The organism is Rhizobium sophoriradicis (assembly GCF_003939025.1).
In the GTDB taxonomy this organism is placed as follows: domain Bacteria; phylum Pseudomonadota; class Alphaproteobacteria; order Rhizobiales; family Rhizobiaceae; genus Rhizobium; species Rhizobium sophoriradicis.
On sequence record NZ_RQIH01000015.1, the window covers coordinates 46,173 to 57,528 of the forward strand.

Annotated in this window: 13 protein-coding genes; 7 read left to right on the plus strand and 6 right to left on the minus strand. The window is 62.1% G+C overall.

From position 1 onward, the window contains the following. Positions 1-16: 16 nt before the first annotated feature. Positions 17-1,309, minus strand: coding sequence for a GGDEF domain-containing protein (locus EFR00_RS24105; protein WP_009994974.1), 1,293 nt, complete (start codon positions 1,307-1,309; stop codon positions 17-19). Between the two features lie 152 nt (positions 1,310-1,461). Here EFR00_RS24105 and EFR00_RS24110 point away from each other — a divergent pair, with 152 nt between their 5' ends. The 3 genes from EFR00_RS24110 (at position 1,462) to EFR00_RS24120 (ending at position 3,794) form a co-directional block, all read left to right on the plus strand. Next, positions 1,462-3,156, plus strand: a complete 1,695-nt coding sequence (locus tag EFR00_RS24110; protein ID WP_077989892.1) for a sensor histidine kinase — start codon at positions 1,462-1,464, stop codon at positions 3,154-3,156. Then, on the plus strand, positions 3,153-3,509 hold the full coding sequence (locus EFR00_RS24115) for a response regulator (protein ID WP_010048629.1): 357 nt from the start codon (positions 3,153-3,155) through the stop codon (positions 3,507-3,509). The genes EFR00_RS24110 and EFR00_RS24115 overlap by 4 nt, the downstream gene beginning before the upstream one ends. A gap of 99 nt (positions 3,510-3,608) precedes the next feature. Continuing rightward, on the plus strand, positions 3,609-3,794 hold the full coding sequence (locus EFR00_RS24120) for a hypothetical protein (RefSeq protein ID WP_064684193.1): 186 nt from the start codon (positions 3,609-3,611) through the stop codon (positions 3,792-3,794). A gap of 27 nt (positions 3,795-3,821) precedes the next feature. Here EFR00_RS24120 and EFR00_RS24125 read toward each other — a convergent pair whose 3' ends face one another. The 4 genes from EFR00_RS24125 to EFR00_RS24140 all read right to left on the minus strand — a co-directional run bounded on the left by EFR00_RS24125 (position 3,822) and on the right by EFR00_RS24140 (position 6,427). Continuing rightward, positions 3,822-4,340 (minus strand): hypothetical protein, encoded by a 519-nt coding sequence (locus EFR00_RS24125; RefSeq protein ID WP_077989862.1) that lies wholly within the window; start codon positions 4,338-4,340, stop codon positions 3,822-3,824. A gap of 101 nt (positions 4,341-4,441) precedes the next feature. After that, the gene (locus tag EFR00_RS24130) at positions 4,442-4,975 is read right to left on the minus strand and encodes a GXWXG domain-containing protein (protein WP_077989861.1); all 534 of its coding nucleotides are present in this window, start codon (positions 4,973-4,975) and stop codon (positions 4,442-4,444) included. Between the two features lie 91 nt (positions 4,976-5,066). Further along, the gene (locus EFR00_RS24135) at positions 5,067-5,564 is read right to left on the minus strand and encodes a metallophosphoesterase family protein (RefSeq protein WP_040141548.1); all 498 of its coding nucleotides are present in this window, start codon (positions 5,562-5,564) and stop codon (positions 5,067-5,069) included. A 41-nt stretch (positions 5,565-5,605) separates the two neighbouring features. Continuing rightward, complete coding sequence (locus EFR00_RS24140) at positions 5,606-6,427, minus strand: DUF1206 domain-containing protein (protein WP_009987208.1); 822 nt, start codon at positions 6,425-6,427, stop codon at positions 5,606-5,608. Positions 6,428-6,524: 97 nt separating this feature from the next. Between EFR00_RS24140 and EFR00_RS24145 the strand changes: the two genes are divergently transcribed. Further along, positions 6,525-6,995 (plus strand): NUDIX hydrolase, encoded by a 471-nt coding sequence (locus tag EFR00_RS24145; RefSeq protein ID WP_077989860.1) that lies wholly within the window; start codon positions 6,525-6,527, stop codon positions 6,993-6,995. A 41-nt stretch (positions 6,996-7,036) separates the two neighbouring features. Here the strand turns inward: EFR00_RS24145 and EFR00_RS24150 are convergent, their stop codons facing one another. Beyond that, positions 7,037-8,035 carry a LacI family DNA-binding transcriptional regulator gene (locus EFR00_RS24150; RefSeq protein WP_077989859.1) on the minus strand — a complete coding sequence of 333 codons (999 nt, stop codon included), beginning with the start codon at positions 8,033-8,035 and terminating at the stop codon, positions 7,037-7,039. 372 nt (positions 8,036-8,407) lie between these two features. Here EFR00_RS24150 and denD point away from each other — a divergent pair, with 372 nt between their 5' ends. The 3 genes from denD (at position 8,408) to EFR00_RS24165 (ending at position 11,298) form a co-directional block, all read left to right on the plus strand. Next, positions 8,408-9,394 (plus strand): D-erythronate dehydrogenase, encoded by a 987-nt coding sequence (denD, locus tag EFR00_RS24155; protein ID WP_077989891.1) that lies wholly within the window; start codon positions 8,408-8,410, stop codon positions 9,392-9,394. Beyond that, positions 9,391-10,164 (plus strand): SDR family oxidoreductase, encoded by a 774-nt coding sequence (locus tag EFR00_RS24160; RefSeq protein ID WP_040141551.1) that lies wholly within the window; start codon positions 9,391-9,393, stop codon positions 10,162-10,164. The genes denD and EFR00_RS24160 overlap by 4 nt, the downstream gene beginning before the upstream one ends. Positions 10,165-10,230: 66 nt before the next feature. Next, positions 10,231-11,298 (plus strand): ABC transporter ATP-binding protein, encoded by a 1,068-nt coding sequence (locus EFR00_RS24165; RefSeq protein ID WP_077989858.1) that lies wholly within the window; start codon positions 10,231-10,233, stop codon positions 11,296-11,298. The last annotated feature ends 58 nt before the right edge of the window (positions 11,299-11,356 follow it).

An 11,356-nucleotide genomic window follows, 5' to 3' on the forward strand; every position in this document is an offset into this window, starting at 1 on the left:
ACCAGCCCCGGACATGTCAGCGTCGGGCGGCGATCTGTTCCGCAGCAGGCGGCGGACGGCGAAAGACTGAGACCTGGTTGCGCCCCGCTTCCTTGGCGCGATAAAGAGCCATGTCGGCCTCGTGCTGGAGATCAGCCAGGGAAACGCCGGTGTCGACCGCCGATTTGAAGGCCACGCCGACGCTCAACGTCACCGACGGGCCGACGCTGGAAGACGGGTTCGGAAGCGCGGCGGCTTCCACGCTTTCACGTATTCGCTTCGCCACCGCGACCGCATCTTCTTCTTCGACATCGGGAAGGACGATGAGGAATTCCTCGCCGCCGTGTCGTGAGACGAGGTCGCGATCGGCGCGCACGCAGCTCTGGATGATGCCGGCGATCTTGACAAGACAGCGATCACCTTCGCCATGCCCGAGATTGTCGTTGAGCGCCTTGAAGTGGTCGATGTCGCACATGAGCATGGCGACGATGCCGGTTTCACGGCCGTGGCGCCAGAGGCTCTCAAGCGTTTCCATCATCCAGCGACGATTGGCGATCCCCGTCAGCGGATCGGTTCTGGCCAGCCGTTCCAATCGGGCATTCGCATCGGCCAATTCCGCGACGCGGCGCTGGTCCCTGCAGTCGAGCAGAAATGTCTTCTGCGCCAGGATGTTCATCGTTCGCCTGGCAACCACGGTCGCGATGATCCCACAGGAAAAGAACAGGGTCCCGGCCACGACACTGCCCGCTTCCACGAGCGGGTTGTACCATTGAAAGGCGAAATAGAGGCAGAGGGCATAACAGGCGATGGCGATCGTCCAGCCGAGCGGCACGCTGAAGATGGTGATGGCGCTTGTGGCGACGAACAGCATGATGGTCAGATGGCGCTCGTAGAATTCGCCTCCCGCAAAGACGCCGACGAGTGCGACCGACAGCAGAATGAGGCACATTCCGCCGAGGAGCGATGCGCGTTGAACCGCCGCCGGGCGCGGCTTGGTCCAGACGAGCGCCGTCAGGATCGCCGCCGGCGGCAGCAGGCAGGCCGGGGCGACCATCAACAGGGCAACCTCACGGGGAAGCAGCATGGCATTCAGCGCCAGCGTCAGAACGCCGACGAAAGCGACCCATGTCATCCAGGACCGAATGACTTTCGCCCTCTGGCGCCATAGCCTTTCGTCGAACCGGCGCCGCAGGTCGCCCGACAGGCGAATGTCGCGGGTTCGACCCGATAAAAGGCGTTCGACCTCATCCGCCATCGCGCCGGTCAACGGCTGCGGCGAGAAAGACCCGGCTGCAGGACGGTCGAAGGACGTGCTTTTGGCATCATTCATCTTTGCTCTATCTAGCCGCAATCGGAAACTCGGCAAGGCTGCCGCGCGGACGTCCTGATTCCTGCGTTGATATTTTGTAAACAAGTTTGGCCGCGTGATCTGGGCCAGACCCTTTCGAACATGCTAACTAGCTTGTTCCGAGAGGGAGCATGATGAGACTTAAGCTGGTCGCAGTTGCGGTCGCGGCGCTGGCGCCGGTGGTGGCGATGCTCGTTTACAACGAAATCGCGCTCCGCCATCAGCGCAATGAAGAAGTGCGCGCATCCGCGGCACAAGCGGCCAGACAAGCATCTTCGGAAGTCGACAGGATCGTGGAGGGCCTGCGCGCCCTTCTCGTCTCCGTGTCCGCTATGCCGTCCGTGCGGCACCTCGACGTCCGAGGCTGCAATGAAGCTCTCAAATCGGTCGCCGAGAACATTCCGAACATCCGCACCATCTTCGTCGTCGGCCTCGACGGACGGCCGGTCTGCGGCAGCATGGCTTTTCCCGATGGCGTGACGTTCTCAGATCGCGACTATTTCCAGCAGGTGCTCAAGACCAAGAGCTTTGCCGTCGGCAGCTATACCCAGAGCCGCCTTGTCGACAGACCCGTGCTGCCGCTCGCCATGCCGCTGACGGAAGGCGACGCCGTCAAGGCCGTCATCGTCAGCGGGATCCGGGTGGACTGGCTGCAGAACCGCATTACCGAGCGCGGCGTAGCGCCGGGCAACGAGGTGACCATAGCCGACGACAAGGGAATCGTCGTCGCGCGCGTCCCCCTTCCCGAACGGTTCGTCGGCACTGTCATATCCGACGAATACCAGCGCCTGGTCCATGCCGAGCAGCCCGACGTGGTCGAGATCATCGGCCAGGACGGAACAGCGCGCATCCTCGGCTATCGCCCGATCGCTTTGCCGTCCAGCCCCCTTTATGTCAGCGCCGGCTTCTCGAAACCGGAGATTTTCGCGCCGATCAACCGGGCGACATTGATGAACACGCTCGCCATTTTCGGCGGCGCGCTTTTCGCTTTCCTCGCCGCCATCTTCATCGGCAACCGCTTCATTCTGGCGCCGATTTCCAGGATCGCGGATGTAATGGAAAAGTGGCGCGGCGGCCAAACGACGGCGCGGACCGGCATGAAAGGACCAGACGAGCTCGATGTCGTCGGTGCGACCCTCGACCGGCTGCTTGACGAACTCGATGAACGAAGACGCCAGAGCCAGGAGGCGGAGGAGGAGCGAAGCCTCCTTGTCCGCGAACTGGCGCATAGGGTCAAGAATGGCTTTACTCTCGTTCAGGCGATCGCCCGGCAAACCTTCTCGCGCTCCGATCCGGAAAGATACAATTCCTTCGCCGAGAGGCTCGCAGCGCTCGCCGGCACGTATGATCTCATCCTGTCGCGCGAGGGGTCGGCCTCGCCCGTCAGTGAGATTGTATCCGCAGCCTTGCGCGCCCACGTCGCGTCGCAGACCGAGCGCATTCGCCTGGATGGCCCGGAAGTGGTTCTTCCCGCAGACATCGCCCTGCCGCTTTCGCTCGTGGTGCACGAGCTGGCAACCAACGCAACCAAGTATGGAAGTCTCGGAAGCGAATATGGAACCGTCACCATCGAGTGGAAGCACGATGACGGACGCGTCCTTCTCGTCTGGACGGAAGCGGGTGGACCGCCGGTTTCGACGCCGACGAAAAGGGGCTTCGGTTCGGTGCTGATCGAACGGGCCTTCCCGTCGAAGGCGCAGGCGCGCTCCAGGTCGGACTACAGGCCCGGGGGCCTCGTCTTCGAAGTAATATTTTTGATCGGGGAACCGGTTGCGAAAGGCGAAGTTGACCCTCTGGGTAAGGATGACATGCATACGAGCGGAACATGAAAACCAAGGTAGTCGTGGTCGAGGACGAAGCTCTGCTGCTGATGATGGCAGTCGGCATCGTCGAGGAAGCAGGCTTGGAAGCGCTCGAAGCACGCAATGCCGATGAGGCTCTCATGCTCTTCGAAAGCGTGCCCGGCATTCGGATCCTGTTCACGGACATCGACATGCCGGGAAGCATGGACGGTTTGAAACTCGCAAATGCCGTCCGCAATCGCTGGCCGCCCGTCGAAATCATCATCGTCTCCGGCATGAAGCAGCCGGGCAAAGATGAATTGCCCGAGCGTGGCGTTTTCTTCCCCAAGCCTTACGATACTCGCCAGCTCTGCGACGCGCTCGTCAGAATGGCCGCCTAATAGGTGAGCCGGGGCACCGGCTAGCCACCTGATATGCCGCGGCCAATGCATCCTTTTGGAATCCTGTGCGTTTCCCTGATCAAACAGCGGGAGAACATCATGTCCAAACGTGAGCTCATCGATACTGGCACCGACAAGCGCTACGTCCGCCGCGACGATCAGGGCCGCTTCACCGAGTCGGCGGACGTCGGCCGCTCGCTGTCGGCCGACAAGCGGCGCAAGGCGAAGAATGATGCGAAGCCCGGAGAAGGCGATCGCGGCGACCATCACGCCAAAAAGCACTGAGCAGCGATCGGGATGTTGCGCGGCCGGCTATCTCTTAGCCGTCGAGGGCCGCTGCAAATCGATGCGACTGGTCACGACCGACTGGCCAGAAGCAGGATCTTGGTCGACGGTCTGCAGCCGAAGCCGGTTCTGTCCGACTTTCTCGATCATCAAAACTGCGTCTCGATCACCGTTGACCAGTCGCGCCCAGGTCACACGCAGGTTGAGGGCAGTACCTTTCCTGCTGCCTGCAAGCTTCGACGGCAGTCCTAACGGCCCGACATAATTGCCGGTATAACGCTCTCCGTCAGCCTTGACGGTCGCCGAGAAGGTTCTGGTGAAAACCGCAAGGCCGCGACACTTGCCGTTCATCGAAACGGTGGATGCGCTCGCATCAGATCGGAGGGTGCAGGAGACGTTCAGGTTCGTGCCGCCAATCCGCGTGAGCACCTTTCCAGTCCCGCTCCAGTCGCCGGCCAAAGACTGCAAAAAACCGACCTCTGACGCCATTGCCCCGACAGGAAGACAAGACAGCAGGAGCAAAGTTGCGATCAGGAAAGTACGCATGGTAGCCCCCAAATTTGCGTGTTCGGACAACAGATCAGCATGGCAGATTGTTCCCGGCGTCAGATCGTTTTTGTTGCGCGTGAAGGGCGGCGCTTTACGACTTACGCCTCCGTGGCTGCGATGGCGTCGATTCTGCGCAGCTTGAAGAAATAACGACGGTCGTCACCTGCAACACACATCATGCCAGCCAGCTCTTGCGCATTCATCCTGCGAAAATAATCGACGATCGGCTGCCCGTCATAACGCATTGCCGCGGTGGCGTCGTCCCCCGAGATCTGAAGCGCAAGCGACGCGGTCGTGCCCCGCGCACGTAATGCCTTCTGCAGATATGAGAACCAGGTCCGCGCGACCCTTGTGCGCCCGAAGGGTGCGGCTTTGATGGCCAGTCCGATTGGCAAAAACCGGGGTTCAATGGCCACCAGCCGATCCGCACGCCACTGAAAGAGCAGTGCGTCCGCGCGCATGTCTCCGTGAAACCGCTTGCCGAACCAGCCAAGGTTCTCGAGAACGCCGTCAAGCGGGTGATCGGACGGGATGCCCGCCCCCCTCCACAAGCCGATCAGCTCGCCCGGCCGAACCGGCTTCAGCGAAGAGAACCAGGCCTTCATCTCGTCCTGCCGACCCATGCTTTCCATCCGTTTCCAGTCACGCTAGCGAAATCTCTCGCCCACCATAAAGCAAACGGCGGCGCCACCGGCCAGATCATCCTGTTTCGATGCGGCGGGATCAAAGCCCGCACTTCGTTGACAACAAGGCATCCAGAGACACCGGCCTGAGGCCCTGCCGATCGACGCCGACGTCGTACTGGCGCGGCAGGGGCTTCAGACGGCCGTGGGAATGTCCGTGCAGATTGATCGATTTCTTGCCCATCTTGTTCCAGGTGCGGAACGGGTAGTGGCACAGGATCAGCAGATGGTCGTCCAGCGTCATCTCCTTGTAGTGCTGAACACTTGCCCATCCCGTCGCCTCCGTCGTCGTCGGAGGATCATTGTTCCCGACGATGAGGTGCTTGCGCCCGTTCAGCAAGGAAAGCAGCTGGTCGCAGTCCCCGCCACGGAAAGACATGACGTCGCCGAGGTGCCAGATTTCGTCCTGCGGACCGACGATCTCGTTCCAGTTCCGGATCAGCGTCACATCATGCGAGGCCATGTCGGGGAAGGGGCGCCGGTCGATGCGGAGGACGCGCGGATCTGCAAAATGGGTATCGCCGGTAAAATAGATCATCTGAGAGAGATGCCGCAGCCCGCGCCGTTGAAAAGCCGTCGCTAATGGCCAGCTGTCGCGATCGGATGTTTGACATCGGCAAGGGAAGGGCTGCGCACGATGCGATAGCGCGCTTCAATGAGGTTATAGACACCGAAGGCCGCCAGTCCGATCGCGACGGCGATGTAGAGGATCGAGCCGAACGGGAGCTGTCTCACCCACTCAAGCGCGTCCGCCATACTGCCCGCCTGTTGCGGGTCGACGCGGAAACCGGCATAGGCGAAAAAGATTCCCATGATCGCAAAAACGACGCCGCGGGCGACGAGGCCGTATATGCAGACCGTGGTCACCACGCCGCTGGCGTCGGCGAGCCTGAGATAGCGCTCGAATTTCTTTGTAATGCCCTTGGCTGCCGTCACCACCCCGCCGATGATAAAGCCGAGGCCGACGGCTACGGCGAGATAGGCGCCGAACGGCTGCGACATGATCCATTGGGCCAAGCCCTTCTCACCCGATCCCTCGCTACCGCCGCCGCTGAAGAGTGCGTGTCCCAGCGCGTATCCGGCAAGCCCGAGGTAAACGACAGCGCTGCCGAAGAGAACCGTGCGGATGGCGACAGCCTTGGCCTTGCTGCCGTGGCCATCGCTGTCGGCCAGGGACTGCGCCAGTCGCCAGCCGACGAAACCAAGAAGTCCAAGGCCGATGAGCCCGACCCAAACGCGGCCGAAGGGCTGTCCGAGAAGCGTTGAAAGTGCCGACTTCGTTTCCGGCTCTCCCCCGGCAACGCCGGAGAAGAGGGCCAAGCCCGCCACAAGAAGGAACACGGCGCCGCGCGCCACATAACCGCTCTTCGCAAGCAGGTCGAAACGAAATCCTTTGGGCATGATATTCTCCGTGCGTCTGTGTGGCTGTCATCCCTAACGCACCACCGCGCGGAAAGTTGTCATCGAGGAATGACCATGATCATCCGGGGAGTTGCCGATGCCCGTCCGTAGCGCCGGACTTCTCATCTACCGCTTTTTCGAGACGCGGCTGGAAGTCCTGCTCGTCCATCCCGGCGGTCCCTTCTGGGCGAAGAAGGACGAGGGCGCCTGGTCGATCCCGAAAGGATTGATCGAACCCGGTGAAGACGAATTGTCAGCAGCGATCCGGGAGGCGCAGGAGGAGCTAGGCGTCGAAATTCAAGGAGCCTTCGCCCGGCTCGGAGAATATCGCCAGCCCAGCGGAAAAGTGGTGGTCGTCTGGTCAGCGGAGGCGAACGCGACGCTGAGTGTCGAGGCGATACGGAGTTCGGAGTTTCAGATTGAATGGCCACCGCGATCGGGCCGCATCCAGAATTTCCCCGAGGTCGACCGCGCCGAATGGTTTCCAACCGGGAGGGCGGAGATCAAGATCCTCAAGGGCCAGCGCGCAATGATTGCCGACCTCCTCAAGCAACTCGGTCGAGAATGATGACCGCGGCCTTTCTCCCCTCATTCTATTTCGTAAGGACATCAACCGACCCCGGTGATCTCCGGCGTGAAGGCAATTATCTTCTCGGATATGCGGCTTTCGTCTCCGCTGCTCGCAGCGAGCAGAAGCGCGGCGGCGGTTTCACCCATCTGGCGCCGTGGCGAAATCGAGGTCGCGATTCTGACGGGGAGGGCACTGGCAACATCCAACCCGTTGAATCCGGCGATCAGGATTTCCGTGGGGCTGGCAATGCCGAGCTCCAGACATGCAAAGGCGCCGCCTGTGGCCATGTCATCGTTGGAATAATAGATGCAATCGAGATCCCGGGTCGCCGCGAGCATGGAGAGCGACAGCCGCTTGCCGTGCGCCACCGAGGAATAGGGGGCGTTGATCCGCTCGTCCACGAATGAAAGGCCACTCTCGCGCAGCACCTTCTCGAAGCCGGCCCTTCGTTTGCCGGCCCGCAAATCTCGGTCGATCGCGCTGCCGATATAGCCGAACCGCCGCCGGCCGGCCGCCAAAAGCGCCTTTGCCATCTCTTCTCCAGCCTTGCCGTGCGAAAGGCCGACGTTGAAATCGATGGGCGTGCCGTCGAGATCCATCAGTTGGATGACGGGGATCTCCGCATTCTGCAGCATTCTGACCGTTTCTGCCGGCTGATCGAGACCTGTCACGATAATGGCGGCAGGCCGCCAGGAGAGCATGTCGCGAATGATCTCGCGCTCCTTCGCCATGTCGTAGTCGGAGATGCCGAAAACCGCCTGCATGCCGGATCCCCGCAATCCGGCCGAGATGCCCGCCAGCATTTCGGGAAAGACGATGTTCGACATGCTGGGAACGACGACGGCGACGAGGTTGGTGCGCTGCGACGACAGCGAGAGCGCCAGCCGGTTGCCGACATAGCTCAGCCGCTCGGCCTGCTGGAGCACTTTTTCGCGCGTCTCCTTGGAGACGTCGGCCGCGCCCCGAAGGGCCCGCGATGCCGTCATCTTGCTGACGCCGGCCGCGGCGGCAACCTCTTCCAATGTAGATTTGCGCATCGAACCGATTCCTTAGTCGAATTGCCTCGCCAGCGGCCAACACCAGATTCATAGGCTCTTTTGCAAAAAAGGAAAACACGCACTACTTGACATATGCGACCAAAATAGGCGTTGTTACCGATACCGGTATCGATACCAGCGAACAAACCTGGAGCAGAAACGGGACGGACAAAGCTTCGGGCGTCCGGCATCGTAGAAATGTTTGACTGCCAAGATCTGCGGATCAGCCAATCCGGCTTGACCTGCAGGTTGCATACCTATCTGAATTCGATCGGACACATTCCGATCGCGCCGCCAGTTGCGACAGGCAGTGACCGCCAGGATAACGCGACGATTGCCGAAGACACCGGCCGAACGGGAGGAAGAGCCGCCATGCATGTGATGATTTTGGGCGCAGCCGGCATGGTCGGCCGCAAGCTGGTCGAGAAGATCGCGCGCGAGCCGCTGGTTTTCGGCCGGCCCGTCACCCGGTTGACGCTGGCGGACGCCTTTCAGCCGCCGGTGCCGGAATCGCTCCGGCCGATCTCGACGGCGCTGACGGTCGACCTCGCCGGTGCCGGCGCCGCCGACAGGCTGATCGAAGGCCTGCCGGACTTGATCTTCCATCTCGCCGCCATCGTCTCGGGAGAGGCGGAAGCGGATTTCGACAAGGGATATGCCGTCAATCTCGACGGCACGCGCGCGCTGTTTGATGCGGTCCGCCAGGCCGGCCTCACCAGCGCCTATGTGCCGCGTCTCGTCTTCGCCTCCTCGATCGCCGTCTTCGGCACGCCGTTTCCCGAGGTTATTCCCGACGAATTCTTCACGACGCCGCTGACGAGCTACGGCACCCAGAAGGCGATCGCCGAACTGCTGCTTGCCGACTATTCCCGCCGCGGCATTTTCGACGGTATCGGCATCCGGCTGCCGACCATCTGCGTGCGTCCCGGCGCGCCGAACAAGGCGGCATCGGGTTTCTTCTCCAACATCCTGCGTGAGCCGCTGGTCGGCAAGGAAGCGGTGCTGCCGGTCAGCGACAGCGTCCGGCACTGGTTCGCGAGCCCGCGCGCGGCCGTCGGCTTCTTCGTCCATGCCGCGACGATCGATACGGCAAGGATCGGCGCCCGACGCAACCTCACCATGCCGGGTCTTTCAGCGCTGGTCTCCGAAGAGATCGAAGCCTTGCGCCGCGTGGCCGGCGACAAGGCAGTCGCCCTCATCAAACGCGTGCCCGATCCGGTGATCGAACGCATCGTCGCCGGCTGGCCGACTCAATTCGATGCGGAGAGAGCGTCCTCGCTGGGCTTCAAGGCGGAGACGAGCTTCGACGAAATCCTGAAGGCACATATCGAGGATGAACTCGGCGGGAGGATCGCATGAGCATATCGACCAGCGGAGAGGCAAGAGTAGCGCTTGTCACCGGCGGCGGCACCGGCGTCGGACGCGCCATATCCCGGGGTCTCGGCGCTGCCGGCTACACGGTCGTCATTTCAGGGCGTCGGGCCGATGTGCTCGATAAGGCCGCTGCTGAGCTTGGCGGCGAGACGGGCGCGGAGTTCTTCGCGGTTTCCGCCGATGTCGGCGATGCCGCTTCGGTGCGGGCGCTATTCGACGCCATCTCGGAAAAATACGGGCGGCTCGACCTCCTGGTCAACAATGCCGGCGTCACTGTGCCCGGGCTGCCGCTGGAAGAGGTTTCCTTTGAGCAATGGAGCGCCATCGTCGCCGCCAATCTCACCGGCGCTTTTCTCTGCACCCAGCAGGCCTTCCGGCTGATGAAGGGCCAAAATCCGCGCGGCGGGCGCATCATCAATAACGGCTCCGTTTCCGCCACCACGCCGCGGCCGAATTCCGCACCTTACACGGCGACGAAGCACGCCATAACAGGACTGACGAAATCCACCGCCCTCGACGGGCGGGAATTCGACATCGCCTGCGGCCAGATCGATATCGGCAATGCCGCCAGCGACATGACGACGAGGATTGCGGCCGGCGTGTTGCAGGCAAACGGCAGTATGGCTGCGGAGCCGACGATCGACCCGGCGCATATTGCCGATGCGGTCGTCTACATGGCGGGCCTGCCGCTCAGCGCCAATGTGCTGACGATGACTGTCATGGCGACGAAAATGCCCTTCGTCGGGCGGGGGTGAACGGGCCGGGCTGACGCCGGCCGAAACCGACATATATGCAGTGCTCATGATCTGGGAGGAGGGAGTATGGCAAACGTTCAATTCGAAAATGTCCGGAAATCATTCGGCGCGCATCCCGTCATCAAGGGGGTGGACATCGATATCGCCGATGGCGAATTCGTCATCCTCGTCGGCCCCTCGGGCTGCGGCAAATCCACTCTTCTGAGGATGCTGGCCGGGCTCGAGAACATTTCCGGCGGCGAGATCAAGATCGGCGGGCGCGTTGTCAACACGCTGCCGCCCAAGGACCGCGACATCGCCATGGTGTTCCAGAATTATGCGCTCTATCCGCATATGACGGTGGAGCAGAACATGGGTTTTTCGCTCATGCTCAACAAGGCGCCGAAGGCGGAAGCCGAGAAACGGGTGAAATATGCCGCCGGCATCCTCGGCCTCGACAAGCTGCTCGACCGCTATCCGCGCCAGCTTTCCGGCGGCCAGCGCCAGCGCGTCGCCATGGGCCGCGCCATCGTGCGCGATCCCGAAGTTTTCCTGTTCGACGAGCCGCTCTCCAACCTCGATGCGAAACTGCGCGTCGCCATGCGCGCCGAGATCAAGGAGCTGCACCAGCGCCTGAAGACGACGACCGTTTACGTCACCCATGACCAGATCGAGGCGATGACGATGGCCGACAAGATCGTCGTCATGCATGACGGCATCGTCGAGCAGATCGGTTCGCCGCTCGAGCTTTACGATCGTCCCGCCAATCTCTTCGTCGGCGGTTTCATCGGCTCGCCGGCGATGAACATGATCCACGGCAGGCTCGATCCGGAAAATCCCGGTGAATTCGTCGCGGCCAACGGCACGCGACTGCCGGTCGCCAAGCCGCCGGCGAGTGCTGTGGGCCGCGACCTCGTCTACGGGCTGCGCCCGGAATATATCTCGCTCGATCCGAATGGGCTGCCGGCGGAGATCGTGGTGATCGAGCCGACCGGATATGAAACACATCTGACCGTCCGCCTCGGCGGCAGCGAGGTCAGCTGCGTCTTCCGCGAGCGTGTCGATGCCCGCCCGGGCGAAGCCATCCGCGTGGCGATCGACGCTGCGCATGTTCACCTCTTCGATGCCGAAGGCGGCAAGAGGTTGACCGACTGATGCCATCCGGCGGCACGGGAGAGGAGGAGTTCTCCCTGCTGCCGGAGAGCAAGCATTC

What these genes read in the sequence shown, in the direction of transcription:
- EFR00_RS24105 (WP_009994974.1), bottom strand. Translation starts at nt 1,309, where the DNA reads ATGAATGATGCCAAAAGCACGTCCTTCGACCGTCCTGCAGCCGGGTCT.
- EFR00_RS24150 (WP_077989859.1), bottom strand. Translation starts at nt 8,035, where the DNA reads ATGCGCAAATCTACATTGGAAGAGGTTGCCGCCGCGGCCGGCGTCAGC.
- EFR00_RS24115 (WP_010048629.1), top strand. Translation starts at nt 3,153, where the DNA reads ATGAAAACCAAGGTAGTCGTGGTCGAGGACGAAGCTCTGCTGCTGATG.
- EFR00_RS24125 (WP_077989862.1), bottom strand. Translation starts at nt 4,340, where the DNA reads ATGCGTACTTTCCTGATCGCAACTTTGCTCCTGCTGTCTTGTCTTCCT.
- EFR00_RS24110 (WP_077989892.1), top strand. Translation starts at nt 1,462, where the DNA reads ATGAGACTTAAGCTGGTCGCAGTTGCGGTCGCGGCGCTGGCGCCGGTG.
- EFR00_RS24130 (WP_077989861.1), bottom strand. Translation starts at nt 4,975, where the DNA reads ATGGAAAGCATGGGTCGGCAGGACGAGATGAAGGCCTGGTTCTCTTCG.
- EFR00_RS24160 (WP_040141551.1), top strand. Translation starts at nt 9,391, where the DNA reads ATGAGCATATCGACCAGCGGAGAGGCAAGAGTAGCGCTTGTCACCGGC.
- denD (WP_077989891.1), top strand. Translation starts at nt 8,408, where the DNA reads ATGCATGTGATGATTTTGGGCGCAGCCGGCATGGTCGGCCGCAAGCTG.
- EFR00_RS24135 (WP_040141548.1), bottom strand. Translation starts at nt 5,564, where the DNA reads ATGATCTATTTTACCGGCGATACCCATTTTGCAGATCCGCGCGTCCTC.
- EFR00_RS24140 (WP_009987208.1), bottom strand. Translation starts at nt 6,427, where the DNA reads ATGCCCAAAGGATTTCGTTTCGACCTGCTTGCGAAGAGCGGTTATGTG.
- EFR00_RS24145 (WP_077989860.1), top strand. Translation starts at nt 6,525, where the DNA reads ATGCCCGTCCGTAGCGCCGGACTTCTCATCTACCGCTTTTTCGAGACG.
- EFR00_RS24120 (WP_064684193.1), top strand. Translation starts at nt 3,609, where the DNA reads ATGTCCAAACGTGAGCTCATCGATACTGGCACCGACAAGCGCTACGTC.
- EFR00_RS24165 (WP_077989858.1), top strand. Translation starts at nt 10,231, where the DNA reads ATGGCAAACGTTCAATTCGAAAATGTCCGGAAATCATTCGGCGCGCAT.